Raw genomic sequence first — 25,889 nt, 5'->3', positions numbered from 1 at the left:
CAAAAAGGAGATGTTGATATGCGGTTTGCCAGGTTTTGCGCCGACGGCGCCGAATACTACGGCGTGGTGGAAGGCGGCGCCTTACGCGTTATCAGCGGCAGCATCTTTGGCGAATACCAAATAACCGGCCAAACTTATGCCATTGACGCCGTTAAGCTGCTTGCCCCGGTAACTCCGTCCAAAGTGGTGGGCGTCGGTCTTAACTATAAGTCGGTTGCTGCCGCCAAAGGCGTTCCCTATCCGGATGACCCCATTTTGTTTCTCAAGCCGTCGACGAGCGTCATTGGCCCGGCCGAGGACATTGTCGTTCCGGACAGCGTCAAGCAGCCGGCTTTTGAAGTTGAATTGGCCGTCGTTATCGGCAAGACCGCCAAAAATGTCAGCGTTGACCGCGCCCTCGACTATTGCTTCGGTTACTGCTTGTGCAACGACGTTACCGCAAAGGACCATATTCCGAAAGGTCAGCCGTGGACTCGGGGCAAGTCCTTTGACACCTTTACACCCGTGGGGCCGTATATCGTTACCGACATCTCGCCTGATGACATCGAACTTGTGCTGACCGTCAACGGGGTGGAAAAACAGCGCGGCCGCACTTCGGACATGATTTTCGGCGTCCGGGAGCTCATCGCGTTTATTTCCAGCATCATGACGCTTAAGCCCGGTGACGTCATTGCCACCGGCACGCCGCCTGGCGGTGACGTTTTCGCCAAGGGCGATACAATCGAAATCAGCAGCCCGGTGCTCGGCGTCATGCGCAACAAGGCCGTTTAAGGGGCTATAGCAGCCAATGCCGATCACCATTCGGGACGTTGCCCAGCAGGCGGGTGTATCCAAGAGCACTATTTCCCGTTATCTCAATGGGCGCTACGAGTGCATGAGCCTTGAGACGCGCCAGCGCATCGCCCGGGTCATCGCCGAGCTTGATTACCGCCCCAACGCCGTGGCCCGCAGTCTGAAGCAGAAACGGACCCATACCGTGGGGGCCATTGTCGCCAATATTCTTAACCCTTTTTCCACCAGTATTATCCGCGGGGTGGAGGACTACTGCAAAAAGCACGGGTTCAACCTGATTTTGTGTAACGCCGACGACGACCCGGTCAAAGAGCGCGAATACATCGAAATGCTGACGGCCAAACAGATTGACGGCCTGATTATCAATACTACCGGCGGCAATAATCCCCTGGTTAAAGAGGTAAACGCCAGCGTGCCTGTCGTCCTTATTGACCGAAAAGCGCCAGAAATGGGCCTTGACACCGTTACCGTGGACAGTGACCTGGGAGCGCGGTTGGCGATTGGCCATCTGGTCGGCCTTGGTCACCGCCGCATTGCCATGTTTACTCTGCCCTGCGACCAGGTAAGTCCTCGGCTGGAACGGGTACGCGGCTATCAAGCCGCCCTGGCCGAGTATAACATTCCTTTCCGGCCGGAGCTGCTCGTTGAGACCGATACGCAGCTGGAGACAGTTACCGCCAAGGTGCGGGAGCTGCTGGCAAGAGCGCCGGGCGAGCGGCCTACGGCGATTTTCGGCGCCAATAACCTTATGACCATGGCCATTGTCAAAGCCCTTAAACGCCTGGGGGTAGCCATTCCCCGCGATATGGCGGTCATCGGCTTTGACGACTGGGAATGGGCCGAGCTTATTGATCCGCCGATCACCGTTGTTGCCCAGCCGGTCTATGACATGGGGATTAAAGCGGCGGCCGTGTTGATCAAACGGATTAAGGCCGGCAAACCGCCGAAAAAACCGGCCACGGTAGTGTTTGCCCCGCAGCTGGTCGTCCGTGCGTCCTGCGGCGAACTCCTAAACGCATAACCGGATAATAATAAGTAAGAGGTCAACCTTTGTGGGTTGACCTCTTAAAATTTATTGTTCCATACTGAAAACCGCATATCTTACTCTTCGCGGTAGCAGGCGACGATTTCGCCAAAGTACAGGGTATGGAAGTCGCCGCTTGCGTAGCACTTGGCCTTGTAGGCCGGGTCAAGGGCGGCGGGGTCCATGGGTTGCTTGTAGACAATTTTGCACTCGTAGTGAAGACCGCAGCCGGCAATGACCGGGGTAGCGACTTTTTGCCCGGGGAGCAGGGTGAGGCCGGCTGCGGCGATCTTGTCTAGATCCCGGCCGGACTTAGTGCCGCACAGGGCAAGGGCCTGCTGCATGTCCTGCAGGGGGATGCTGACCGTAAACTCGCCGCTCTGTTCAATTAATTGGTAGGTATAGCGGGAGGGACGGACCATGACGGTAAATACCGGCTTGCCCCACATAAAGCCGATGTTACCCCAGGCAATCGTCATGGTGTTGGTTTTGCCGCCGTGGGCGGTGGTCAGAAAGGCGCCCTTGCTGAGGATTTCAATGGCTTTAGTTGCATATTCGGTATACGGAACTTCGCGCATAGCATCGACCTCCTAAAAATTTTTATCGGTTAAAGTTATATTATCAAGTTATTCTAAACTTATTGTCCAATTTCCTTTTTTTCATATACCCATAGATAAAAGCCCTCACTCCGACCAACTGAGTGAGGGCTTAAAATTAGGCTCTAATGCCGACTAATTTATCTACCATGTAGAGCAGGATGTTTACCCCATTAATCAGGGCGTCGGGATTAAACTTCATTTCCTGATGGTGCAGGCCGGGGGCGGCATCGGCGCCAAGGCCGATGTAAGCAGCTTTGATACTCGGCTTATGCTTTACGAAAAAGTGAAAATCCTCACCGCCGGGCGTGGTGATGGGGGCCAGCAAGCCGTCCGGGCCGAGGACGGCGGTAATCGCTTCTTTCGCCAGCTCGACCATATCCTTGTCATATTCGGCTGCCGGACAGCCGCCTGATACTTTTACCTCGGCGGTGGCGCCGACGGTAGCGGCGGCCGCCTCGATGGCCCGGGTGGTTTTCTTGATCAGGTCGTCCATTAGGCCGTTGTCCTGCGAGCGCAGGTCGAGGGCCATGACGGCCTTGTCGGGAATGGCGTTTAGCGCCGCGCCGCCGGCATGGAGTTTAGTGACTTTGACCGTCGCCGGAATCGTCGGGTTCATATGGATGGCATTTACGGCATTAACCGCGGCTGCTGCCGCGTCAATGGCGTTTATGCCCAGGTGCGGGCGGGCGCCGTGGGCAGTCAGGCCGTGAATGGTCGCCTCCATGATGTAGCTGGCGCCGTGGTAGAGGGCAGGCGTAGCCTGGCCGCTCCGGGCTTCCTGAATGGGGCGGAGGTGGATGCCTACCACCATCTCGACATCGTCGATGGCGCCGTCTTCAATCACCCGCAGTGCGCCAAACAGTTTTTCTTCGGCCGGTTGGAAGAGAATTTTGAGCTTGCCCCGTTCAATGCCTTTACGGGCCAGTTCTTCCGCCACCGTCAGCACCATCGCCGAATGGGCGTCATGGCCGCAGGAATGGATGGCGCAGGGCTTGCCTTCAACCATATGGCCCAGGGCGTCCATATCGGCGCGGAGCGCCAAAACCGGGCCGGGGTTGCCGCTGTCAAGGACGCCGACGACGCCGGTGCCGCCGACGCCGGTCTGGACCTGATAGCCGGCCGCGCGGAGCGCATCAGCCAGAAAAGCCGAAGTTTTCACTTCTTCGAAGCCCACTTCCGGCATTTCGTGCAGGGTGGCCCACACTTCTTTCACTCTTGTCGCTAAATCGGTCATAAAATCCCCTCCTTAGGTTAAAGGCTGCTTGGGCCTTGTGCGCAAAGCAGCCGGGATGGCGTTATCAGGCAAAGAAACGCATAATCAGCATGGCGATGAGAGCGTTGACAATACAAATGCCGAACAGCATGGGATAAAAGCGGGGCTGGACGCCGGCGGTGCCGAGCAGACGGCCCATATATTGGATTTGGGCGCCCATCAGAATAATGGCCGGCAGGAGAATAGTGACATGGGTATTGTTCAAAATTCCCTGCGAATACAGGCTGGCCGCGACGCCGACGCCGCCGCCCATGGACAGCCAGGCGCTGATAAGCACCATCACGGCCTGGCCGGGCAGGCCAAAGATCGCCATGACCGGCGCAAAGACTTTCCCCAGGACATCAAGCAGGCCGGTGACCTTTAAGACCTGAATAAGGGCAAACGCCATCAGTACGTTGGGCAGGAGGCTGTTGACCCCGATATTCCAGCCTTTTTTCGCACCGTCGACAAAAACATCAGCCAGCGATTTGTTTGCCATTGTCGAGGTCCTCCTTTACAAACTTGTTCAAGTACAGCCGCATAAGGTTTGCCCCGAAAACTTTCATTACGAAAATAACGGCCAACGGCAGAATAATGGGGACGGTAAGGAAGGAGAAGAGCGCGCCGCCGGTAGTCAGGTAGTTGGTGATAGTGCCGCCGGCAGAAAACTGGAAGGCGCAGAAGACCGTCTTTTCTTTTTCGGTGATCGCGCCTGCTTCGCGCAGTGCTTTGGTCATACCGGCGCCGGCGTCAGTGCTTTGCAGGCTGGAGATGAGCGCCAGGCCGGCGATGCCGGGGATGCCGAGCAGGGGGCGCAGGACGGGAGTCAACAGCTTTTGGGCGGCTTTCAGACCGCCGAGATGGTCGATGATTTCAATGATGCCAAGAGCGAGCATGACCCCGGGGATGAGGCCGAGCGCGAACAAAAAGCCGTCTCTGACGCCGGAGCCGCCCATACCGGCAAAAGTTGCCTTGGCGGCGTCTTTCATGGTCCCGAATTTACCGTTGATGGTATTGAAGTCAAGCGCCGATTGCCACCCTTTGGCGTTGGCAAAAATTCCGGAGAAAAAGATAATGGCGAAAATGAGGGCCAGGTAGCCCATGACCGGCACTTGCAGTTCTTGCTTGGCGCCTTGGTTCTGGTTATCTTGGTTCATTTTAATCCTCCTTTGAGCTTGAATATTGCATACAAAATACCGTGCACCTACCTGCTGTATCGCCTGTGCTGCTCACCTACCCTTTCGCAAAAATTTACGGCAAACGGACGGGCCTACCGTAAGGGGCCTTGGGTAGTGCCTGCCAGCCCGGCGCCTCGCTGTAGATAAATGTAAGTTCATGTCAATAACAATATTCTTGGTAGGTGGACAATTTTCCTGCATCGTTCTTGGACAAATGTTAACTATACAAAGTAAGGACGAGGCGGCGTCTATTGCCAGGCGCCGCCTCGCCCTCACAGCAGGACCGGCGTAATCTCAACGACGTCGCCGTTTACTTTCACCAGGACGAAATGGTACACGCCGCCGTTGACGGCAAACTCGGGCCGAAGGCCGGCTGCCTAAGTCATTCGGGCTGGCCGGGCCGGCTCCCGGCCAAAAAGCAGGGCTTGGCGAAGCGGCGCCGGCGGTATATAATTTAGGAATGACACCAACAACACCAAAAGGGGGCGCGGCCATGGCGGAGACTTTCCGGCCCAAGGACAAGCTCTACGGCAAAGAGAAAGAAGCCTTTGTCTATAGCGTATTTTCGTCGATTGCCCACCGCTACGACCTGCTCAACACGGCCCTTAGTTTCAACCAGGACAAGCGGTGGCGTCGTTTTGCCGCCGCCAAGACCGGACTGGCGGCCGGCGGCACGGCGCTTGATGTCTGTTGCGGCACCGGCATGCTAACTCTCGAACTGGCAAAGCTGGCCGGGCCGGTCGGCCGGGTGGTGGGGCTGGACTTTTGTGAAAATATGCTGGTCCAGGCCCGCGAAAACATCGGGAAAACACTCTATGCCCAAACGATTGAGCTCGTACAGGGCAACGCCATGGACCTGCCCTTTGCCGACAATACTTTTGATTGTGCGACCATTGGCTTTGCTCTCCGCAATGTGCCGGACGTTGAGCGGACGGTAGCGGAAATGCGGCGGGTAGTGCGTCCCGGCGGGACGGTGGTTTCGCTGGAACTGGCCAAGCCGAGCGCGCCTGTTTTCAAGCAGCTCTATTATTTTTATTTTGAACAGGTATTGCCGCTCCTTGGCAAATTGGGCGTGGGTATTGACGGTCCTTACCGCTGGTTGCCCGAGTCGTTGCGGGTGTTTCCCCACCAGCGGGAGATTTGCGACTTGTTTGCCCGCACCGGCTTGAAAGAAGCCTGTTATTTCGAACTAACCGGCGGCATTGTGGCTGTCCATGTCGGTATTAAGTGAGAAGGAGGGGCTGGTGTGAAGGCTGGCAAAATTGCCGTTTTTTTGGAAATGATTAAGTTTGAGCATACCATTTTTGCCCTGCCGTTTGCGTACATGGGGGCGCTCCTTACCGAGCAAAAGGTGCCGTCAGCCTATCACTGGCTGTGGATTACCGTGGCAATGGTGGGAGCGCGGACGGCAGCAATGTCCCTTAACCGCCTGATCGACCGCCATATTGATGCCCGCAACCCCCGCACGGCAGGAAGGGCGTTGCCGCGGGGACTGATCAGCGTCGCCGAGGTGTGGCTGTATATCATCGTTTCCTTCGCGCTGCTCGCCCTCGCGGCCTACACGCTCAGCCCGCTGGCCTTTAAACTTTTTCCCCTGGTCGTTTTTGCCCTGACTTTTTACTCCTATACCAAACGGTTCACCTGGACCTGCCACTTTTTTTTAGGCGGGACGCTGGGGCTTGCGCCCCTGGGGGCGTGGATCGCCATCGCCAACGAAATCGCGCCGGTGCCAGTGCTATTGGCTCTGGGCGTCATGTTCTGGGTGGCCGGTTTTGATATCATCTATGCTTGTGACGACTACGACTTTGACCGGCAGGCGGGCATCTACTCTATTCCCGCCCGGTTCGGCATTGCGGCGGCGCTCAAAATTTCCACAGCCCTCCATGTGGTGGCGCCGCTGTTTTTCGCTGCCGTAGGTATTATTCTCCGGCTGGGAGTCTTTTATTGGCTGGGGCTAGCCGGGGCGCTGGCGCTGCTTTACTACCAGCACACACTGGTAGCGCCTGATGACTTGTCGCGGGCAGGCGTCGCCTTCTTCAACCTCAACGGAGTTTTAAGCGTGGTGATGTTTGTCTGCACCTTTCTCGACATTTTGCTGTAGAATACATAAGGCCTGCGGTTTGGTGAAACCGCAGGCCTTATGTATCTTGGTGATTCCCTTTGCCGGTGGGCGGGGCAAAGGTCAGTAGTTGAAGGCCTGACTTAAACCTTGGACGCTTAAGCGGTTGCCGAGGGCGATAATTTCCTCTTCGGCCAATACTTTGCAGATAAAAGTAGAAAGCTCTTTTGTCAAATCAATCTCGTGCTGCGATGATACGGCCTGGCCTTCGCGGTCAGTCAGCAGCCGGACGGTAGGCCGGAGGGGGAGGTCGGGCGGGACATGGACGATCACGCCCACTTCGCCGCTGCTCAGCTGAACAAAGCTGCCGACAGGATAGCAGGCAATCCGGCGGAGAAACTGGTCGAGCACTGCGCCGTCAAAATGTTTGTTGTGGAAAACGAGAAGAGTCTCATAGGCTTCATGGGGCGGCATGGCCCGCCGGTAGGGACGGTCGGAGGTAAGCGCGTCGTACACGTCAGCGATGGCGGCAATCCGGGCATAGGGGTGGATTTCATCGCCCTTAAGGCCGCGGGGGTAGCCGCTGCCGTCCAGCCGTTCGTGGTGCTGGAAGGCGATATGGGCCGCCAAAAGAGGGATTTCGGGATTCTGCTTGTGCAGGATTGCAAAGCCGGTGGCGGCATGCTGCTGCATGACGGCCATTTCTTCCGCCGCAAGTTTGCCCGGTTTATTGAGGATGGCTGGCGGTATGGCAATTTTCCCCACGTCGTGCAGCAGGCTGCCGAGAGCCAGCTCTTCCAATTGGCCGCGGGCGAAGCCCAGACTAAGGCCGGTAAAAACCGAGAGGATGCTGACATTGACCGAGTGGCCGAAAGTGTAATCGTCATAGGTACGGATGTCGGTGAGGTGAATAAGGGTTGCGCGATTCTTCAGCAGCTCGTCAACGATAGCCTGCGCCGCCGACTCCAGGGCAGCCAGGTCAAGCCGCTGTTCCAGGCGGAATTTGGCAAAAGATTGCTGGACGGTCGCGATCGCCTGTTGTCTGGTTTCTTCTCTGATGGCCTCTGGCACTTCCAGGTCGTCGGTGTAAGGATTGGCAATATAGATGGACGTAATGCCCAGGTGGCGCAGGCGGTCGATATAGCGCTTGGTGAGAACACAGCCTTTGCATAAAAGCAGCTGGCCCTGGGCGCTGAAAACGTTTCTGGCAACTACCATACCTGGCCGCAGGTGGGCTATGGAAATACGTTGCATCGAGTTCTTCCCCCAGTATCTGTTGATCGCTAGTTTAGCAAGTTATTGTAAAATATATATTTTTTTGGCTATTAAAATGGTTTTTCCTGCCGAATTATGTATTTTTGTGGCAACATTATTATCGTAAACTGGCTGCTTGTTTTTATGGACAAATTGCACAAGATGTATATTCGAAAAATACACTTGACTGTATGAACGGGAAACTGTATAATCAAACTAGCTGCATAAGGTTAACGCGATGACAGGGAAGCAAATGCTTTGAGGCCATCAGAGAGCCGGCGGGTGGTGCGAGCCGGCGGCCGGGGCAGGCGTTCCGCCCTTGAGCGGCTGGTGACGAATCATGACGGGTACCGCCCGATACAGCGGGTAAAAGTTGGCCTGATGGCAACTAGGGTGGCAACGCGGGAGCAACCTCTCGTCCCTGCTGGGACGAGAGGTTTTTTGCATGCGGGATGGCCCTGCCTTGACGGTCAAAAAGTGGGTGGCACCGCGGGACTAAATCTCGCCCCAAATCAGGGGCGGGATTTTTTATTAGGTAAACGGAAAGTGGAAAGCGGTAAATGGTAAGTGGTAAACGGAAAGCAAAGCTAGCGGTTTCACTAAAAGGCGCACCAGCGCTTCTTTATAAAAAATAAAAAATAGGCAATTGGTAAGGGGAGGATTTAATCATGTTGCAAAAACCGTATTTGATGGTTCCTGGGCCTACGGCTGTGCCGGAGCGGGTGCTGCAGGCCATGCACCGCCCGGTCATTAACCATCGCGGCCCGCAGTACGAGGCCTTGTTTCGCGATGTCAGCGACCGGCTGAAAACTGTCTTCAAGACCAAACAGGATGTGCTTACCTACCCGTCAGCCGGCACGGGCATGATGGAAGCGGCGGTGGTCAATATCTTGTCGCCCGGCGACCATGTCCTGGTGGTCAGCATTGGCGTCTTCGGCGACCGGTTCGCCGAAATTGCCGCTAAATTCGGTGCTGTCGTGGAAAAGCTGGATTTCCCCTGGGGAGAAGCGGCCGACCCGCAGGTTTTGGCTGAGCGCCTGGCTGGTGACAAAGAAGGCCGGATTAAAGCCGTTTTTCTCACCCATAATGAAACGTCGACCGGCGTGACCAACGACGTTCGGGCCCTGGCGGCAGCGTGCAAGGGGCATCCCGCCCTGGTCGTGGTAGACGCCGTTAGCTCGCTCGGCGCCGTGGACCTGGCGATGGACGAGTGGGGCCTGGACGTGGTTATCACCGGCGCCCAGAAAGCGCTGATGCTGCCACCCGGCTTGGGCTTTATGGCTTTGAGCGAGCGGGCCTGGGCAGCGTGTGCCCAAAGCACCATGCCGAAGTTCTACTGGGACGCCCAGGCGGTTAAAAAAGCGCTGGCGAAAGGGCAGAATCCGTACACGCCGCCGGTTAGCCTCTTGTTCGGCCTGGCGGAAGCGCTGCGGCTGATTGAGGAAGAGGGGCTGGACAACATCTTTGCCCGCCACCGGCTATTGGCAACGGCGCTGCGGGCCGGCGTCCGGGCCATGGGGCTTGGTCTGTTGGCCGACGACAAGGTTGCCTCGCCCGGTGTGACCGCCGTGCTACCGCCGGCAGGAATAGAAGCCAAAAAAATTCAAAAGACCATGCGCGAGCGGTTCGGCATCACGCTGGCCGGCGGCCAGAAAAAGTTGGAAAACCAGATCTTCCGTATCGGCCATCTCGGGTATGTAGCCGAAACCGATATTTTGGTGACCTTGGCCACCCTGGAAATGACGCTGACCCTGCTCGGACACAAAGTCGAGCTGGGCGCTGGGGTGCGCGCCGCCCAGATCGTAATTTTGGAGGGATAGTGAATGAGAATTTTAGTTGCTGACCCTGTTTCCGCCGAAGGGGTAAAGCTTTTAGAGCAGCACTTTGAAGTCGATGTCAGGCACAAATTGCCGCCGGAGGAACTTATCCGCGTGATTCCGGCCTACGACGCCCTGGTGGTGCGCAGTGAGACCAAGGTCACCAAGGCGGTCATTGACGCCGCGGCTAACCTGAAAGTCATCGGCCGGGCCGGTGTCGGCGTTGATAATATAGACGTCGAGGCGGCTACCAAACGGGGCATCATCGTCCTCAACGCCCCGGAAGGCAACACCGTGGCCGCGACCGAACATACCATGGCCATGATGCTGGCCCTGGCCCGCAATATTCCCCAGGCCCACGCCACCATGAAGGCCGGTGAGTGGCAGCGCAGCAAGTTCATGGGAGTGGAGCTCAGGGGCAAAACGCTCGGCATCCTCGGCCTTGGCCGCATCGGGGCGGGGGTGGCCAAACGGGCCATGGCCATGGAGATGACGGTGCTGGCTTATGACCCGTTTATCAATGCCGATAATGCCAAGGCGTTGGGCGTTGAGCTGGTCGAGCTGGACGAAGTGCTGGCCGCCGCCGATTTCCTCACCCTCCACCTGCCATTGACGGCTGACACCAGGGGCCTGCTCGGCCAGGATGCGTTTAAACGCATGAAGCGGGGCGTACGTATCATTAACTGCGCCCGGGGCGGCATCATCGACGAGGGCGCCCTGGCCCAGGCCCTACAGGACGGCATTGTGGCCGGTGCGGCAATAGACGTTTTTGAAAAGGAACCGATTGATCCGAACAATCCCCTGCTCGGTCTGAACAATGTGGTACTTACTCCCCATCTCGGCGCCTCGACCGCCGAAGCCCAGGTCGGCGTGGCCGTGGATGTCGCTCGCGGCATCATTGCCGCCTTGCGGGGCGAGCCGGTGACCACGGCGGTTAATCTGGCGCCCATCCCGCCCCATGTGCTGGAAGTCATTCAGCCCTATTTCAAGGTGGCGGAAAAGATGGGTTGTCTGGCCGTTCACCTGGCCGACGGCCGCATCAGCGTCGTGGACGTGGAGTATAACGGCGACATCAGTGAGGTCGATACGCGGCTTGTCACCACGGCCGTCCTCAAGGGGATGCTCAACCCCATCCTGCAGGAAAAAGTAAACTATGTCAATGCACCCGGCATCGCCAAGGCGCGGGGCATTAAAGTCAAGGAAATAAAAAGCAAAGAAACGGCCAACTTCGCCAACCTCATCACAGTAAGGGTTCGCACCGACAAGACCGCCCATATGGTGGCCGGCACGCTGTTCGGGAAGACGGAAGGGCGCATTGTCATGATTGACGGCTATCGCGTCGACGTCGAGCCGGAGGGCTGGCTGCTGATCGGCCCCCATATCGACAAGCCGGGCATGGTGGGCAAGGTTGGCACCATCCTGGGTGAGCACAACATCAACATCGCGGGCATGCAGGTTGGCCGCACCGAACAGGCCGGCACCAATATCATGGTAATGGCGGTGGAAAGTGACATTCCCACGCCGGTTATGCTGAGGATTAAGGCCGTCGACGGCATTCTCGGCGCAAAATTAGTCAACTTCAATGCCGGTTAAGGAGGGGGACAATGGCGACACGGTTCATTTTGGTACGCCACGGTGAGACGACCTGGAACCGGGAAGGCCGGTATCAGGGGCAGATTGACACGCCCCTTAGCGACTTTGGCAAATGGCAGGGCGAAAGGGTGGCCGCGGCGCTGAAAGATATCCCGATTGACGCATGCTATTCCAGTCCCTTGTCCCGGTCCTACGATACGGCCGTCATGTGCGCCCGTCATCACGGTCTCGCCGTTACGGCTGATGACCGGCTGTTGGAGATCAATCACGGCGAATGGGAGGGGATGCTCGCCAGCGAAGTGGCGGCGCGCTATCCGGACCTGTTGGAGAAATGGCGGACGACAGTAGTCGATGTCAGGATGCCCGGCGGTGAGACCATCGTCGATGTGCGCGACCGGGCCATGGCCGCTTTCCGCGACTATGCGGCCCGCCACGCCGGCCAGACGGTGCTGGTGGTGGCCCATGATGCGGTCAACAAGGCGGTGCTGTGCTCCATCCTGGATATTGACCTGTCCCATTTTTGGCAGGTCAAGCAGGACAATACCTGCATCAATGTCTTTGAGTATCAGGACAATGGCTGCTGGCGGCTGGTGCTGATGAATTCGACGGCACACCTCGGCTTTTTATTCAGCGGTATTGAACAGAAAGGGCTATGAGGATAAGCGCGGGTGCGTATGTGCTTCAGCACGCACCCGCTAAGTAATTTTTAAAGAAAAATAGTTAAATTTTCCAATTAAGCAACCGCTGCTTTCCTCCGATATATATGTTACATTATATTTAGTAAGTCGGAGGGGGGGCTCTGTGGTTGATGGAAGAAATGTTTTGGCGGGTTGTTCATTATGTGTTTGGGTTCTTAGGGGTGTCGGTCACTGCGGCATTATATGCGCTTTCTTCCTTTATGGATAAGGATACAGTTTGGCTTTTGGCGGGTGGGACGGCGGCATTGGCCGGTATTGTTACCGGCAAATTGTTAAAGTACTTCCGGCGGGGCGCCTGCACCGATTCTTTGACCGGATTATGGAACAGAGGCTATTTTAATCGTCGATTGATGGAAGAGATGGAACGGGCCCAACGGTCTCAATCCTCCCTATGCATCGCGATGATTGACACCGATAATTTCAAACGCATCAATGACAGCTACGGCCATGTTGCCGGCGATAAACTGCTTATTGAACTTGCCAGGATGTTAAAGGCCAACACGCGGACGTTTGATGTCGTATCCCGCTGGGGAGGAGACGAGTTTGCCGTAATTTTTCCGGATACGACGGTCGAGGGGGCGTTGGCTGTTGCCGAGAGACTGCGCCTGGTCGTCCAAACTAACCCAGACACTTATGGGGTTACGTTGAGTATCGGGATTTTGCCGGTGGGCAAAGACACGACCGTTATTCAGGCGATAGAGATGGCCGATCAGGCATTATATAAGGCCAAAAGACGAAAAAACGAAGTCGCGGTATGGCATCCGGGCTTATTTCGGAGCGTCTGCCGAGCTTCATTGGCGTAAATGCCATTTAGACCAAACGCCGGTGCGCCGGCATAACAATCGGCATAACAATTTTTATGTATACAGAGTTGACTACCTTCACTGTCCGCTTTGGCGAGGGGAAAGCGGAGCTAATTAACGGTAAATAAGCCGACCATAGGGTCGGCTTATTTATATCCTTTAGCTTTCAATGTTGCGACATACTTCATATCAGTGTCCAAGATATGCGCCTTTATCCAGGCGGTGACGAAGACCAGTAGCTTGGAAACGGTTTGGTGCTGGTTGTCTTCCCAGTCACCGTCAAGGATTTTGCTCACCTTGGCCACGAACGCGTCATGTTCCATTTTGTGATAGGCGTAATCGCGCTCGCTATAGCCGCTTTCCTGCATATACTTTTCTTCCAGACCGAAATGGGCGACGGTATAGTCGGTCAAATCCTTCAAGACCAGCCTAATTTGCTCGTACCTGTCCTCGGTCTTCGCCTTTTCGGCAAGGTCCTGAAGTTCGCCGCAAATCTCGAACAGCCGCCGGTGCTGAGCGTCGATAGTCCCTATTCCGGTAGCGAATTTTGCATTCCAGTTCATGCCGCCATCCCCTCTTTTCGTTAGGTATCTACAATAAAGTATAATGCGGCCAAAAGCCTGGCGGCAATATAATAAAACCTAATTTATTCCAGCGGTGAAGATTGCGGCCAAGACAATAATTTTTACGCTAGGGATTATGGAGATAAATTAACCGAAAAGTGGCTTGACTGAGACAAGCTAAGCGGTTTATCATATAAATAGATTTAAGTTTTTAAATATGTAAAAGTGTTTTGCCTCTTCCGGTTGTTGCCGGCTATATTTACAGCACGCTACGTCTTGCCAGGTCTTATATTTTCATAAGGGAGGAAAGGTTCGCGTGGTCAGCATTACCATAGCTCAGTCCGCCGAGGACCTGGGTTATGTCCGGGACCTGTTGGTCGAGTACGCTTCATCCCGCGATTACGAAACCTGTTTTGTGCGTTTTGAACAGGAGCTGGCCGAACTCCCGGGCGTTTACGCCCCGCCTGACGGGAGGTTGCTGCTGGCCATGAGCGACGGTCAAGCGGCAGGCTGCGTGGCTTTGAAAAAAGCGGCAGCTCAGGCGTGCGAAATGAAGCGGCTTTACGTACGGCCCGGCTTCAGGGGAAGAGGCATTGGGAGAGCGCTGGCCGAAGAGGCGGTCCGCCAGGCCAAAGAAATCGGCTACGCGTCTATGAGACTGGAAACGCTGCCGGTGATGCGGGAAGCGTTGGCGTTGTATCAAGCCATGGGCTTTGTGAAAAAAAACGCATGTTCAGGTTGCTGTTCCGCCGATATTATCCATATGGAGCTAAGAATATAAAAGGGTAATTGGGAAATATAGTGTTAACGCTCCGTAAATTTGGCAAGCGAAAGTGGTGCATGGCGTGAAAGATTTAGTTCAGATTTTCAAGGCGTTAGGTGATGAAACAAGGCTGGAAATCGTAAATATGCTTAGAGGACGCCAGCTTTGCGTGTGCGAGATTATCGATGCGTTTAAATTGTCGCAGCCGGCCATTTCCCACCACCTGAAAATATTGCGGCAGGCCGGCGTAATCGACGATGCCAAGGAAGGCAAGTGGGTATTTTACAGTTTAAACCCGGAAGCGTTCAGGTTGATTGAAGCGTTTTTAACGCAGATTCAGATTAGGCGGCTGGGTGAGGTCGAGGCGAGGGGCAAACCTTGTTTGCCGTACCAAATTCAGCAAGAGGAGGAAGAAGAATGACCAAAACACAAGGTGGGCTGTCCTTTTTGGATCGCTACTTAACCCTGTGGATTTTCCTGGCGATGACGATTGGCGTTGTCGGCGGCTACCTTTTCCCAGGCGTAGCGACATGGCTTGACGCTATGTCTGTCGGTACGACCTCGATACCCATCGCTATCGGGCTGATTGTAATGATGTATCCGCCGTTGGCGAAAGTCAGATACGAAGAGATGGGCAAGGTATTCCGGAACGGGAAGGTGCTTGCCCTGTCGCTTATCCAGAATTGGGTTATCGGGCCGGTGCTGATGTTTGTGCTGGCCGTTTGCTTGCTGCCGGACAAACCGGATTACCTCGTCGGGCTAATTCTCATCGGTTTGGCCCGCTGCATCGCCATGGTCATTGTCTGGAACTCGCTGGCCAGAGGCGATGCCGAGTATGCCGCGGCGCTAGTGGCTCTGAACTCCGTTTTCCAGCTTGTTTTTTATTCGGTTTACGCCTATGCATTCATTACCGTTATTCCTGACTGGATTGGCCTTAAGGGTATGGAGGTTCATGTAGCCATGAGCGACGTAGCCTTGAGCGTGGCAATTTATTTGGGGATACCGTTTGTCGCCGGTTATCTGACCCGTTCCTTCCTCCTTCCCGCCAAAGGACGGGAGTGGTATGAGAAGGTTTTCCTGCCGAAAATCAGTCCTCTTACGCTGATTTCCCTGCTTTTCACCATTGTTGTGATGTTTTCCCTTAAAGGAAGTTATATCATCCAGCTGCCGCTGGATGTCGTCCGGATCGCTATCCCGCTCTTAGCCTACTTTGTCATTATGTTCCTGTTGTCGTTCTTCTTGAGCTGGCGGTTAGGAGTAAATTATGAACAGTCAACTACGCTGGCCTTTACGGCGGCCAGCAACAATTTCGAACTGGCGATTGCCGTGGCGGTTGCCATTTTTGGCATAAACTCGGGGCAGGCGTTCGCCGCCGTTATCGGCCCCCTAATCGAGGTGCCGGTTATGATCGGTCTGGTTGGGGTTGCGCTCCGCTTCGCCGAAAAGTATTTTCAGGCTGACGGCCAGGCAAAAGTAGGCGGAGCAGACTAGTTCATCTACCTTGACCTTGATGGCTGCGACCGGTGTAAGGATACCGAAGCGGTGCTCGATGAGGCGGTTGCCGAGCAAACGGCAGCTACCCTAAGGCTACCAGGACGGCACCGAGGGCAATGAGCGCTACGCCCAGGCCATTCAGGAAACTTACCTTTTCCCCCAAGAAAACGATGGCGATAACCGTCGCCAGGACTACGCTCAGCTTGTCAATCGGCGCTACCTGGGAAACCTTGCCGACTTTCAGCGCCAAGAAATAGAACAGCCAGGAAAGGGCGCCCGACACGCCGCTCAACACAATAAAAACCAAAGTCTTTTTATCGGCGATGATCGCCGGTATGTGGGCGGTATTGCCCTGGAAGAAAACCACGCCCCACAGAAAAGCGGTCATGATGACGGCGCGAATGGCCGTGGCCGTGTTGGCATCAACCGACTGCAGGCCGATCTTGCCGAAGACGGCGACCAACGCCGCCGTTACCGCCGATAGCAGGCCGTAAATTAGCCATAGATAGTCCATTATGCTTCACCTCCTATAACTAACATTTTACACGTTATGTGGCCGCCCCCCAAGGGGCGATTAATTTTTGTTTGAATTATTTGCCAAGTTTATTTATCATTGTTTTTGTAAAGGAAATGCGGTGGTTTCTAGCCGCATGTTTGGGGGAGTGGTAAAAGATGCTTGATCGGATTTTACGGGTTAATATGACGCACTTGACCGTCGCCGGCGAGCCGTTGCCGCAAGAATACCGGTATCTGGCCGGACGGGCATTGACCTCCCGGATGGTGTTTGATGAAGTCGCGCCCTGGGCCGAACCGCTCGGGCCATATAACAAGCTGATTTTTGCCTGCGGACTGTTGGCGGGTACTACCATTTCCTGCGCCAACCGGCTGTCAATCGGGGCCAAGAGCCCGCTGACCGGCGGCATTAAGGAAAGCAATGCCGGCGGGATTGCCGCTTATAAAATGGCCCGGCTGGGCTACCGCGCCATTGTCGTCGAGGGTATCCGGGAGGATGATGGCCGGTATCTGCTGGTCGTGAGCAAAAACGGCGGGGAATTACGCCGCGCGGACCAGCTTGCCGGCAAAGGGATTACCGAGAAAGCGGCGCTGCTGCGCCAGGAGTTTGGTACCAAAGCCGGGCTCGTCCTCATCGGCCCGGCCGGCGAACAGCGCCTGCTGACGGCGGGGATTGCCAATAACGACCCGGAAGGGCGGCCGACCCGCTTCAGCGGCCGCGGCGGCCTGGGGGCGGTCATGGGGGCCAAAGGCCTGGTGGCCATTGTTCTCGACGATACCGGTTGTGTGCCGGCGGAAGCGGCCAGGCCTGATGAACTTGCCGCCAAAGGGCGCGAGTTTCACCAACTGCTACTAAATAATCCTCAGACCGGTGAATATTTTCCCAAATACGGTACGGCGGCTATGATGGAAATAACCAATGCCATCGGCGGCTTGCCGACCCGCAATTTCCGGACCGGCCGGTTTGCCGGAGCCGATAACCTCAATGGCGAGGCGTTATACCAGACCATTGTCAGCCGCGGCGGCGAGGGACGGCCGACCCATGCCTGCATGCCGGGCTGTCTGGTGCGCTGCTCCAACGTTTATCCCGACCGGGAAGGGCGGGAATTGGTGGCGCCGCTGGAATACGAGACGCTTGGCCTCTTGGGCAGCAACTTGGAAATTGGCAGTCTCGACGTGGTGGCTAAGGCCAACCGGCTTTGCAACGATTATGGCGTCGATACCATCGAAATTGGCTGTGCTATTGGGGTAGCGATGGAGGCCGGCGTGCTGCCCTTCGGCGATGAGGCGGCCTTTCTTCGGTTGATGGAGGAAATGGTAAACGGCACCTATCTGGGCCGTATCATCGCCTCCGGCTGCGTGGTGACGGCGAAGGTCTTCGGGGTGCGCCGCATTCCCGCGGTCAAGGGGCAAGGCATGCCGGCCTATGAGCCGCGGGCCATTAAGGGCACGGCCGTCACTTATGCCACATCGGCCATGGGGGCCGACCATACGGCCGGCAATGTCGCCCGGGCAAATGTTAAGCACCATCTCAAAGACGGGCAGGTAGCCCTATCGCGGGGCGCCCAAATCAAAATCGGCATGCTGGACGCGCTGGGTTTCTGCATGATGATTGCACCGGCGCTGAAAGACAGCACTATCCTGGCGGAAATGGTCAACGCCCGTTTCGGCTCAACCCTTTCCGCTCAGGACCTGGAGCAGCTTACCCGCCAATATTTGCAAATAGAAAAAGAATTTAACCGGCGGGCCGGCTTTACTTCCGCCCACGACCGCCTGCCGGAACACTTTTACGACGAAGCCAATCCGGAAACCGGCACCGTCTTTGACATCACCGCCGAAGAACTGGCGGAGCTGGCATATTAGAGGGCGGTTCCTATATAATCACTGTTTGCTAGTTGGGCTTATAAGGCGGAGGTTGAAGGATGAAGCAGATAACCATAGAGATTCAGTGCCGTTTGCCGGCGGATAAGAAAACGCTATCCCTACAGGCATCGCCGGGCGCGACGGTCGCCGAAGTTTTGGCTGAAGCCGGGCTTACCGGTATTAGCGAAGCGATAGTCGTCTATAACGGCCAAGCCGTTTGCCCGGACGACAAGCTGACCGCCGACGGCGTTATTATTATCCTGCCGCTACTGTGCGGTGGGTGATCGCCAGCGCTTTTTTGCGCCAGGGCTTGTCCTATTTACAGTGAGGTGTCGTTTAACCGCGCAGGATTTGTCAAATTAGGGGCAGAATAAAAACAGCAGGACGAGAACAAGCTGATGTTAATTAGCCGGCTGGTCGGTGTTGGCTGCCGGCGTCTGGCGGCCATGCCGTGCCTTCGTCCGTTTCAACCGTTGGCACGCCAGCCGGCGCGGCCAGCTTTTCCGCCTGGACGGCGATGCCGCCGATGAGGGGGGCGATGAGGTTAAAGATTAAGACATAGAACAGGCCGGTCAGGCCGGAACCGATACCGGTGACCAGGCCGAGAAAGGCACCGCCCAACAGGCCGATGGCCTCACGTTCAATTAGACCCAGAACCAGACCGACGATACCGCCGAGGACGGCGCCGGACACAAACAGCAGGCGGAAAACAGCCAGGCCGGAAACACGCGTGATCCGGTAGTTATACATATTTACACCCCTTTCACCGAGGAGGAGTATGCTATGAACCCAAAAGTTTATGACATTGCCATTGTCGGCGGCGGCCCGGCCGGGCTGTCGGCAGCCCTCACCGGCCGCATCCGCAACAAAGAGGTCGCCCTGTTCGAACGGTCGGAGTTCAGCGCCAAGCTGCAGAAAGCGCACTTGGTCGACAATTATCTCGGCATGCCCCAGATTACCGGCCAGGGGATGATGCAGCAGTTTGCCGCCCATTGTTTGGCCCACAACCCGGTACTCATCAAGGAAAAGGTGATCAGCATTTTTCCGACCGGAGAGACGTTTACCCTGATTACACCGGGCAACATGTATCAAGCCAGGGCCGTCATTCTCGCCACCGGCGTCGTCGCCACCGCCTTGTTCCGCGGCGAGCGCGAATTTCTGGGCCGGGGCGTCAGCTATTGCGCCACCTGTGACGGAATGTTTTATAGGGATAAGGACGTCGCCGTCATTTCCTATACCCAAGAGGGCGAACATGAAGCCGAATACCTGGGCGAGTTGTGCCGAACCGTTTACTACCTGCCCCAATACCGGGGAGAACTACCGCCCATGCGGGCCAATGTCATGATTGTGACTGACCGCAAACCTCAGGCCATTACCGGCGACAGCCAGGTTGAGCGGCTGGTCACCGATAAGGAAGACCTCCCGGTGCATGGCGTCTTCATCCTCCGTCAGTCTGACCCGGTGGAAAATATTTTGGCCGGGCTGGAAATGGATGGTGACGTAATTAAAGTGAACCGCGATCTGTCCACCAATATTCCCGGCGTGTTTGCGGCCGGCGACTGCACCGGCAAGCCCTGGCAAATCGCTAAAGCCACCGGTGAAGGATTGGTGGCCGTGCTCAGCGCCATAAACTATCTCGAAACGAAAGCCAAATAAGCCGGACGGTAAAGATAAGGGCGGCATAGCCGAAGAGTGGGTATAACAGGCCGATAAGCTTGGCGAAGCCCAATTGGCCAACAGCCAGGGCGACCGCCGTGAGTATAAGCAGGCTGGGCAAAAAGGCCAGACCGGAGGCGCTCTGGAGTTTGGCCGTGCAGCCGTACAGGCTGGCGATGGCGGTGCTGTACATGGCTTTGATCAGCATGCAGGCATAACCGTAATGGTTCCAGCCTTGCTGGGCCTCCGATATGTACAGCATCGGCACCTCATAGCTTAATACGCGCGGATAATGGAGCATCGTCACAATTACAATAAAAAGACCGAGCAGCGTCAGGACCATACCGCCCAGCACCCCGCCGGCCAGCCGCGCCTGGCGGCTGGCGACCTGGGCGCCAAGGGGGGCAAGGACGGTTGACCCCAGGATAAGGTTATATGAGGCATACAACAGGCTGGCCAGCAGCCAGTTCGGTGCCGGCTGCTGGCCCGGCAGCGGCGGTACGGCGAGGAGGTCGGGACTGATGCCGTGGTATATTAGGGAGTTGACACCGATAATAACCGTTGAGATGACCAGTAGCGGGGTTACAATCATATTGATAAGGGAGATGCCCTTCAAGCCCGTCATGACGGTCACCGCGACAATGATGGCCATGACAACCAGACCGGTATTGTAACTTAGGCCAAAGTAATCGCGGCAGACGGCGCCGGCGCCGGCCAGCATGATGGTAAGGCCGCCGAACAGAAAAAACGCGGTAATATTATCGAGGATTAACCCTGCCGGCCGGCCGCAGGTGTGGCTTAGCACCTGGTGGTAGCCGCTGGCCCGCAGGCGGTGGCCGAGCTGGAGAATATAGGTGCCCAGCCAGGCGAAGAGCACGCCGCATAAGGCGAGACCGGTCAGGCCGATAGTGCCGTAACTTACGAAAAATTGGACCAGTTCCTGTCCGGAGGCAAAGCCGGCACCGATAACCGTGCCGACATAGGTGAACGCTACGCGGGCGGTATCCAGGACGTGGCGCATCACATTCCTCCTTTGCCGTCACTGGTACAAATGTATGATGTACGGCTCGAATTCTGACGTGGATTTTTTTGGGAATAAATCCCGATATGTTGACGTTTTTGGTAAAAAACTGGTACAATGAAGAAGTAATTATTTAGACAAAAGGTAACACTATCCGCTATTTTTAACTTGCAGACTCCGCCCCGGCGCATAAACAAAGGAGCGGCTATATGTTAGAAGATTTATTAAGGGATTCTTTTATCAAAGTTGTGGACAAGCAGTCTACCGGCTGGCTGCTCATTAACCGCAACTTTGAAATTGTCTATATCAATGAAGCGTTATGTCGCCTTTGGCAAAAGGACCGGGAGGAACTGCTGGGTCGGTCTGTTTTGGATTTGTTTTATAACGGAACAAAAAAGATACCGGCCGGTCATTACCATAGCCCGCTGCTCGAGACGATCGAGACGGGGCGGGAGTTTCGCGGCAAGGAAGCTTACCTGTGCCTTAGTGGCGCCAATTTTCCCTGCTGGTTCACGGTCGATACCTACACCTTCCGCGACAGTGAGGGCATAGTGCAGTACGCTCTTGGCACTTATACCCTAATCGACCGGTATAAAGCGCTGGAAACGCAGCTTGAATCGATAAATATCAGCATTATTAAATCTTTTTGCAAAGCTATTGAGGCTCGCGACGCCTACACCTTGCGCCATAATGAGAATGTGGCTGATTTGGCGGTGGGCCTGGCGGAATATCTGCGGCTGCCGACCACGGACATCATGACAGTGTACTTGGCCGGCCTGGTCCACGATATCGGCAAAATCGGCGTGCCGGAAAGCGTCCTCAATAAGCCGGGGCGGTTGACGGATGGCGAATACGCCGTCATCAAGCACCACCCGGTCATTGGCGCCGACATTGTGGCCGAAATCGACGGCTTTGGCGCCATCGCCAAGATTGTCCGCCATCACCACGAGCGCTACGATGGGCGGGGCTATCCCGACGGACTTGCGGGCGAGCAAATTCCCTTTTTCAGCCGTCTGCTGGCCGTGTGCGACGCCTACGACGCCATGACCAGTGTGCGCTGCTATCGTGTTCCTCTTAACATTGAGAGCGCCGTCGCAGAAATCGCCGCCTGCGCCGGTTCCCAGTTCGATCCTGATATTGCCCGCTGCTTTATCGAGTATATCCGGCGTTTCGGCGGCCGCCAAACCGTTAGCTGACTGGAATGACTTTACATTTTTGGCGGTATAATGTAAGATTAAAAAGGAAAACTAAACAATAAACATAAATTTCGTCCCTCCTGATAAAGGCGGGGGTTTTTTTATTGTCGCCCGTTTAGGTACCGACAGGTTTAGGAGGTTTATGCTATGCTTGACATTAAATTTGTGCGAGAAAATCCGGAAAAAGTGGCGCAGGCGCTGGCCAGCCGTGGGGTCGCTGTCAGCCTGGACGAGTTTTTAGCACTGGACAGGCAGCGCCGGGAACTGTTAGTCGAAGTGGAGGGGCTGAAAAATAAACGCAATACGGTGTCGCAGGAAGTCAGCCGCCGCAAAAAGAATGGCGAACCGGCCGACGACCTCATTGCCGAAATGCGCCTGGTCGGCGATCGCATCAGCGCCCTTGACAGCCGGGTGCGCGAAGTGGAAGCAAATTTAACCAACATTTTGCTGAACATCCCTAATATCCCGCATGAAACGGTGCCGGTAGGCAAGGACGAAACCGACAACCAGGAAGTGCGCCGGTGGGGCCAGCCGCGCCAGTTTGCCTGGGAGCCGCGGCCGCACTGGGAAATCGGCGAACGCCTGGGCATTCTCGACTTTGAGCGGGGCGGCAAGGTGACGGGGGCGCGCTTTACTTTTTACAAGGGGGCGGGCGCCCGCCTGGAGCGGGCCCTCATCAATTTCATGCTTGACTTGCATACGCGCGAACATGGCTACACCGAATTTTTTCCGCCCTTCATCGTTAACGCCGACAGCATGGTCGGCACCGGGCAGCTGCCCAAGTTTGCCCAGGACATGTTTAAACTGGAAGGGCTTGACTACTACCTCATTCCGACGGCGGAAGTGCCTGTAACCAACCTCCACCGCCAGGAGATTCTCGATGCCAAGGACCTTCCCCTGTACTATGCGGCTTACAGCGCCTGCTTCCGGGCGGAAGCGGGCGCGGCCGGCCGCGACACGCGGGGGCTTATCCGCCAGCACCAGTTCAACAAGGTAGAGCTGGTAAAGTTTACGCTGCCCGAAGAATCATATAATGAGCTGGAGAAACTGACCAATAACGCCGAACGGGTGTTGCAGCTGTTAGGGCTACCGTACCGCGTCATGCTCTTGTGTACCGGTGACATGGGCTTTGCCTCGGCCAAGACCTATGATCTGGAAGTGTGGCTGCCCAGCTTCAACCGGTACCGCGAAATTTCTTCCTGCTCCAACTTTGAGGACTTCCAGGCCCGCCGCGCCGACATCAAGTTTCGCCGCGACGCCAAGGCCAAACCCGAATTTGTGCACACCTTGAACGGTTCCGGCGTGGCCATCGGCCGCACGGTCGCCGCGATTTTGGAAAACTACCAGCAGGAAGACGGCTCGGTGGTAGTGCCGGAGGTGCTGCGGCCGTATATGGGCGTCGAGGTTATCAAGGCATAACTTGACAATTATGGCAGGATAACGGTAAAATTTTAGGGAAAACCCCCATGTCGTTTAGCACGACACCGACAAAGAATGAAAACTATTATTTAACCTCATACCTCATACATCATACTTCATACTTCTCTAAGCTTCTATTTACCGTTTTCGAAGTAGACAATCATATAATAAAGGGACAGGTGCCCGTCCGGGCTTAATAGGGAAGATTGGTGCAAAGCCAACACGGTCCCGCCGCTGTGATGGGGAGCAAAGCTGCAATAAGCCACTGGGGATAATCGCCCTGGGAAGGCGCAGATTTTGCGATGATCCTAAGTCAGAAGAACTGCCTGTTCAACAATCACCGCTTTGACCCACGAGCGATGGGGAGGGGATTGCGCATGAATACATCATAGCAAAATCTCTACCTTGGCAAGGGGTAGGGATTTTTTGTTTGCGTTTTAACTTCTGGAAAAGGAAGGATACGAAATGAAAGCAATTGGGCTAGTGGGGTATTTTTTGGTTATCGGCGTAATAGCGCCGGCCGTGGCGCACGCCATGCATATTATGGAAGGATTTTTGCCGCAAGAACAGGCGATCATTTGGCTGGCAGCCGTGACCCCTTGTTTGGCGGTGGGGGTAAGGCGCATTCGCGGCCTGTTGGCCGTGCATCCTGAACGCAAGATGATTTTAGGGCTGGCCGCAGCTTTTATTTTTGTATTATCAGCGCTAAAGATTCCCTCCGTTACCGGCTCGAGTTCGCATCCGACCGGTGTGGGCTTGAGCGCCGTACTCTTTGGTCCGGCCGTGTCGTCGGTACTAAGCGGCATTGTCCTCCTTTTTCAAGCGCTGCTTTTGGCCCACGGCGGACTTACCACCTGGGGGGCCAATACTTTTGCCATGGGCGTCGCCGGCGCCTTTGTGGCTTGGGGCATTTTTAAAATAGCCTGCCGGGTGGGTTTGTCCGAAAAATTAGCCATCTTCTTAGCGGCAATGCTCGGCGATTGGGCTACCTACCTGGTAACGGCCGGGCAGTTGGCCCTGGCTTTTCCGGATGCGGTCGGCGGCTTTTGGGCGGCTTATGCGAAATTTCTCAGCATTTTCGCCTTTACCCAGCTGCCGCTGGCGGTAAGCGAGGGGATACTGAGCGTGGTTGTCTATAACACGCTCACCCGTTACAACGCCTTGGGCCTGATTGATTTATGGTGGAACGAGCGGAGGAATAACGCATGATACTTAGACAAAACATTATTCTTTTGGCGTTGGCGATTATCCTCGCCGTTTTGCCGCTGGCTGTCCAGCAAGATGCCGATTTCGGCGGCGCCGACGACAAAGTAAAGGATATTATTGCCGGTATCCGCCCCGATTATCAGCCCTGGTTTACCAGCTTGTGGGAACCGCCGTCAGCCGAAGTGGCAAGTTTCCTGTTTGCGGTGCAGGCGGCGCTGGGCGCCGGGATTATCGGCTACTTTTTCGGCTACCAGCGGGGAAAAGCGGGTAGGAAGTATGAGGTATGAAGTCTGAAGTATGAAGTATGAAGTATGAGGTATGAGGTATGAAGTGGAAGATAGTGATATAATGTGATTTTGCTGCAGCTTGATTATTTTGCTTATAATAACCGCTTGAAACAGATCAGTATCGGCGAAAGGCTGCTCTTAGGGGCCGGTAGCCTTGGTTTGGCGCTGGCCTTGCCCCGACCGGCGACCTTGCTGGCGCTCATCGCCCTTATGCACGGCGTTATGCTTTATGCCAAAATCCCTCCCCGCTATTTGCTGAGGTTATGGTTGGCGCCGCTGACCTTTCTGGCCGTAAGTTTACTGACCGTGGTGGCAAGTGTGAGCGCCAAGCCGTTTCCCGCTTTTTGGGCTGTAAAGGTTGGCGCTTATTATGCAGGCATTACCGCCGAAGGCATTGCTGCTGCCGCCCTCCTGCTCCTGCGCAGTTTGGCGGCAGTGTCCTGTCTGTTTATGCTGGCGACAACCACGCCGGTAGGCCACATTGTCGCTTATCTGTCCCGGGTTCCCGGCATCAGGGCGGTTGCGGAAATTGCCCTGCTCACCTACCGGTTTATCTTTGTCGTCCTGGCTACGGCTGGCCAGATTTTCACCGCTCAACAGTCGCGGCTTGGCTACGCCAATCCCCGGCGGGCTTTAGCGGCGCTCAGCCTGCTCGCCGCCAGCATTGGCCGCAAATCGTTCATTATGGCCGGTCAGCTGCATATCGCGCTGTTGGCCCGAAACTATCATGACCGGCTGGTGTTTCGCCAGCCGACGCTGCAGGTAAGCCCGGTACGCCTGACCGGCATTGCCGCGGTTTTGGCGGGAATAGCCCTAACAGCCTTTATTTAACATGACGA

30 protein-coding genes and 1 riboswitch are annotated in these 25,889 nt (G+C 55.8%); of the genes, 20 read left to right on the top strand and 10 right to left on the bottom strand.

Annotation, left to right across the window (positions count from 1 at the left end; genetic code table 11):
* Nucleotides 1-18: 18 nt before the first annotated feature.
* Nucleotides 19-771 (top strand): fumarylacetoacetate hydrolase family protein, encoded by a 753-nt coding sequence (locus BLQ99_RS01205; protein WP_093687323.1) that lies wholly within the window; start codon nt 19-21, stop codon nt 769-771.
* A 16-nt stretch (nt 772-787) separates the two neighbouring features.
* Nucleotides 788-1,813, top strand: coding sequence for a LacI family DNA-binding transcriptional regulator (locus BLQ99_RS01200; protein ID WP_093687321.1), 1,026 nt, complete (start codon nt 788-790; stop codon nt 1,811-1,813).
* An 80-nt stretch (nt 1,814-1,893) separates the two neighbouring features.
* Here the strand turns inward: BLQ99_RS01200 and BLQ99_RS01195 are convergent, their stop codons facing one another.
* The 4 genes from BLQ99_RS01195 to BLQ99_RS01180 form a co-directional block, all read right to left on the bottom strand.
* A complete protein-coding gene (locus BLQ99_RS01195) occupies nt 1,894-2,394 on the bottom strand; it encodes a flavin reductase family protein (protein ID WP_093687319.1) in 501 nt (166 codons plus the stop codon).
* A gap of 136 nt (nt 2,395-2,530) precedes the next feature.
* Entirely contained in the window at nt 2,531-3,649 is a 1,119-nt protein-coding gene (locus BLQ99_RS01190) for an amidohydrolase (RefSeq protein WP_093687317.1), read from the bottom strand.
* Between the two features lie 64 nt (nt 3,650-3,713).
* Nucleotides 3,714-4,166 carry a YjiG family protein gene (locus tag BLQ99_RS01185; protein ID WP_093687316.1) on the bottom strand — a complete coding sequence of 151 codons (453 nt, stop codon included), beginning with the start codon at nt 4,164-4,166 and terminating at the stop codon, nt 3,714-3,716.
* On the bottom strand, nt 4,144-4,824 hold the full coding sequence (locus BLQ99_RS01180; protein ID WP_093687314.1) for a nucleoside recognition domain-containing protein: 681 nt from the start codon (nt 4,822-4,824) through the stop codon (nt 4,144-4,146). The genes BLQ99_RS01185 and BLQ99_RS01180 overlap by 23 nt, the downstream gene beginning before the upstream one ends.
* 272 nt (nt 4,825-5,096) lie before the next feature.
* Between BLQ99_RS01180 and BLQ99_RS01175 the strand changes: the two genes are divergently transcribed.
* The 3 genes from BLQ99_RS01175 to BLQ99_RS01165 are packed head-to-tail and all read left to right on the top strand — an operon-like array spanning nt 5,097 to nt 6,946.
* The gene (locus BLQ99_RS01175) at nt 5,097-5,303 is read left to right on the top strand and encodes a hypothetical protein (RefSeq protein WP_093687312.1); all 207 of its coding nucleotides are present in this window, start codon (nt 5,097-5,099) and stop codon (nt 5,301-5,303) included.
* A 35-nt stretch (nt 5,304-5,338) separates the two neighbouring features.
* Complete coding sequence (locus tag BLQ99_RS01170) at nt 5,339-6,076, top strand: demethylmenaquinone methyltransferase (RefSeq protein ID WP_093687310.1); 738 nt, start codon at nt 5,339-5,341, stop codon at nt 6,074-6,076.
* Nucleotides 6,077-6,091: 15 nt separating this feature from the next.
* The gene (locus BLQ99_RS01165; protein ID WP_093687308.1) at nt 6,092-6,946 is read left to right on the top strand and encodes a UbiA-like polyprenyltransferase; all 855 of its coding nucleotides are present in this window, start codon (nt 6,092-6,094) and stop codon (nt 6,944-6,946) included.
* 81 nt (nt 6,947-7,027) lie between these two features.
* Here BLQ99_RS01165 and BLQ99_RS01160 read toward each other — a convergent pair whose 3' ends face one another.
* Together BLQ99_RS01160 and BLQ99_RS14705 are read right to left on the bottom strand one after the other, a co-directional pair.
* Complete coding sequence (locus BLQ99_RS01160) at nt 7,028-8,158, bottom strand: HD-GYP domain-containing protein (protein WP_093687306.1); 1,131 nt, start codon at nt 8,156-8,158, stop codon at nt 7,028-7,030.
* Nucleotides 8,159-8,425: 267 nt separating this feature from the next.
* Nucleotides 8,426-8,605, bottom strand: coding sequence for a hypothetical protein (locus BLQ99_RS14705; RefSeq protein ID WP_143005851.1), 180 nt, complete (start codon nt 8,603-8,605; stop codon nt 8,426-8,428).
* Between the two features lie 221 nt (nt 8,606-8,826).
* On the opposite strand from BLQ99_RS14705, the gene BLQ99_RS01155 reads away from it, so the two are divergent.
* From BLQ99_RS01155 to BLQ99_RS01140, 4 genes are all read left to right on the top strand, one after another.
* Complete coding sequence (locus BLQ99_RS01155; RefSeq protein WP_093687304.1) at nt 8,827-9,978, top strand: pyridoxal-phosphate-dependent aminotransferase family protein; 1,152 nt, start codon at nt 8,827-8,829, stop codon at nt 9,976-9,978.
* Nucleotides 9,979-9,981: 3 nt separating this feature from the next.
* Nucleotides 9,982-11,568 carry a phosphoglycerate dehydrogenase gene (gene serA / locus BLQ99_RS01150; RefSeq protein WP_093687302.1) on the top strand — a complete coding sequence of 529 codons (1,587 nt, stop codon included), beginning with the start codon at nt 9,982-9,984 and terminating at the stop codon, nt 11,566-11,568.
* Nucleotides 11,569-11,579: 11 nt separating this feature from the next.
* On the top strand, nt 11,580-12,224 hold the full coding sequence (locus BLQ99_RS01145; RefSeq protein WP_093687300.1) for a histidine phosphatase family protein: 645 nt from the start codon (nt 11,580-11,582) through the stop codon (nt 12,222-12,224).
* A gap of 152 nt (nt 12,225-12,376) precedes the next feature.
* Nucleotides 12,377-13,069 carry a GGDEF domain-containing protein gene (locus tag BLQ99_RS01140; RefSeq protein WP_093687298.1) on the top strand — a complete coding sequence of 231 codons (693 nt, stop codon included), beginning with the start codon at nt 12,377-12,379 and terminating at the stop codon, nt 13,067-13,069.
* Nucleotides 13,070-13,215: 146 nt separating this feature from the next.
* Here the strand turns inward: BLQ99_RS01140 and BLQ99_RS01135 are convergent, their stop codons facing one another.
* Nucleotides 13,216-13,632, bottom strand: coding sequence for a bacteriohemerythrin (locus BLQ99_RS01135; RefSeq protein ID WP_093687296.1), 417 nt, complete (start codon nt 13,630-13,632; stop codon nt 13,216-13,218).
* Nucleotides 13,633-13,948: 316 nt separating this feature from the next.
* On the opposite strand from BLQ99_RS01135, the gene BLQ99_RS01130 reads away from it, so the two are divergent.
* The 3 genes from BLQ99_RS01130 (at nt 13,949) to arsB (ending at nt 15,886) form a co-directional block, all read left to right on the top strand.
* On the top strand, nt 13,949-14,413 hold the full coding sequence (locus BLQ99_RS01130) for a GNAT family N-acetyltransferase (RefSeq protein WP_093687294.1): 465 nt from the start codon (nt 13,949-13,951) through the stop codon (nt 14,411-14,413).
* 64 nt (nt 14,414-14,477) lie between these two features.
* Nucleotides 14,478-14,816, top strand: a complete 339-nt coding sequence (locus tag BLQ99_RS01125) for an ArsR/SmtB family transcription factor (protein WP_093687292.1) — start codon at nt 14,478-14,480, stop codon at nt 14,814-14,816.
* Entirely contained in the window at nt 14,813-15,886 is a 1,074-nt protein-coding gene (gene arsB, locus BLQ99_RS01120) for an ACR3 family arsenite efflux transporter (RefSeq protein WP_093687290.1), read from the top strand. The genes BLQ99_RS01125 and arsB overlap by 4 nt, the downstream gene beginning before the upstream one ends.
* 85 nt (nt 15,887-15,971) lie before the next feature.
* On the opposite strand, the gene BLQ99_RS01115 is transcribed toward arsB, so the two are convergent.
* Complete coding sequence (locus BLQ99_RS01115) at nt 15,972-16,403, bottom strand: EamA family transporter (RefSeq protein ID WP_093687288.1); 432 nt, start codon at nt 16,401-16,403, stop codon at nt 15,972-15,974.
* A gap of 158 nt (nt 16,404-16,561) precedes the next feature.
* Between BLQ99_RS01115 and BLQ99_RS01110 the strand changes: the two genes are divergently transcribed.
* Together BLQ99_RS01110 and BLQ99_RS01105 are read left to right on the top strand one after the other, a co-directional pair.
* Entirely contained in the window at nt 16,562-18,265 is a 1,704-nt protein-coding gene (locus BLQ99_RS01110; protein ID WP_093687286.1) for an aldehyde ferredoxin oxidoreductase C-terminal domain-containing protein, read from the top strand.
* Nucleotides 18,266-18,324: 59 nt separating this feature from the next.
* The gene (locus tag BLQ99_RS01105; protein WP_093687285.1) at nt 18,325-18,549 is read left to right on the top strand and encodes a ubiquitin family protein; all 225 of its coding nucleotides are present in this window, start codon (nt 18,325-18,327) and stop codon (nt 18,547-18,549) included.
* A gap of 121 nt (nt 18,550-18,670) precedes the next feature.
* Here BLQ99_RS01105 and BLQ99_RS01100 read toward each other — a convergent pair whose 3' ends face one another.
* On the bottom strand, nt 18,671-19,015 hold the full coding sequence (locus BLQ99_RS01100) for a hypothetical protein (RefSeq protein ID WP_093687283.1): 345 nt from the start codon (nt 19,013-19,015) through the stop codon (nt 18,671-18,673).
* Between the two features lie 33 nt (nt 19,016-19,048).
* Here BLQ99_RS01100 and BLQ99_RS01095 point away from each other — a divergent pair, with 33 nt between their 5' ends.
* Nucleotides 19,049-19,921, top strand: coding sequence for an NAD(P)/FAD-dependent oxidoreductase (locus BLQ99_RS01095; RefSeq protein ID WP_093687281.1), 873 nt, complete (start codon nt 19,049-19,051; stop codon nt 19,919-19,921).
* Here the strand turns inward: BLQ99_RS01095 and BLQ99_RS01090 are convergent.
* Nucleotides 19,884-20,942, bottom strand: coding sequence for a YkvI family membrane protein (locus BLQ99_RS01090; RefSeq protein WP_093687279.1), 1,059 nt, complete (start codon nt 20,940-20,942; stop codon nt 19,884-19,886). The genes BLQ99_RS01095 and BLQ99_RS01090 overlap by 38 nt on opposite strands.
* A 209-nt stretch (nt 20,943-21,151) precedes the next feature.
* Here BLQ99_RS01090 and BLQ99_RS01085 point away from each other — a divergent pair, with 209 nt between their 5' ends.
* The 5 genes from BLQ99_RS01085 to cbiQ all read left to right on the top strand — a co-directional run bounded on the left by BLQ99_RS01085 (nt 21,152) and on the right by cbiQ (nt 25,881).
* Nucleotides 21,152-22,138 carry an HD domain-containing phosphohydrolase gene (locus tag BLQ99_RS01085; RefSeq protein ID WP_093687277.1) on the top strand — a complete coding sequence of 329 codons (987 nt, stop codon included), beginning with the start codon at nt 21,152-21,154 and terminating at the stop codon, nt 22,136-22,138.
* A 147-nt stretch (nt 22,139-22,285) separates the two neighbouring features.
* On the top strand, nt 22,286-23,557 hold the full coding sequence (gene serS, locus BLQ99_RS01080; RefSeq protein ID WP_093687275.1) for a serine--tRNA ligase: 1,272 nt from the start codon (nt 22,286-22,288) through the stop codon (nt 23,555-23,557).
* A 160-nt stretch (nt 23,558-23,717) separates the two neighbouring features.
* Nucleotides 23,718-23,901: riboswitch (cobalamin riboswitch) on the top strand.
* A 121-nt stretch (nt 23,902-24,022) separates the two neighbouring features.
* Nucleotides 24,023-24,766: an energy-coupling factor ABC transporter permease gene (locus tag BLQ99_RS01075; RefSeq protein WP_093687273.1), complete on the top strand. Its 744-nt coding sequence runs from the start codon at nt 24,023-24,025 to the stop codon at nt 24,764-24,766.
* The gene (locus tag BLQ99_RS01070; RefSeq protein ID WP_093687271.1) at nt 24,763-25,050 is read left to right on the top strand and encodes an energy-coupling factor ABC transporter substrate-binding protein; all 288 of its coding nucleotides are present in this window, start codon (nt 24,763-24,765) and stop codon (nt 25,048-25,050) included. Before BLQ99_RS01075 ends, BLQ99_RS01070 begins: the two co-directional genes overlap by 4 nt.
* Nucleotides 25,051-25,113: 63 nt before the next feature.
* Nucleotides 25,114-25,881, top strand: a complete 768-nt coding sequence (cbiQ, locus tag BLQ99_RS01065; protein WP_093687269.1) for a cobalt ECF transporter T component CbiQ — start codon at nt 25,114-25,116, stop codon at nt 25,879-25,881.
* The last annotated feature ends 8 nt before the right edge of the window (nt 25,882-25,889 follow it).

This window comes from Sporolituus thermophilus DSM 23256 (assembly GCF_900102435.1).
In the GTDB taxonomy this organism is placed as follows: domain Bacteria; phylum Bacillota; class Negativicutes; order Sporomusales; family Thermosinaceae; genus Thermosinus; species Thermosinus thermophilus.
This window is presented reverse-complemented; position numbering and strand designations above follow the sequence as displayed.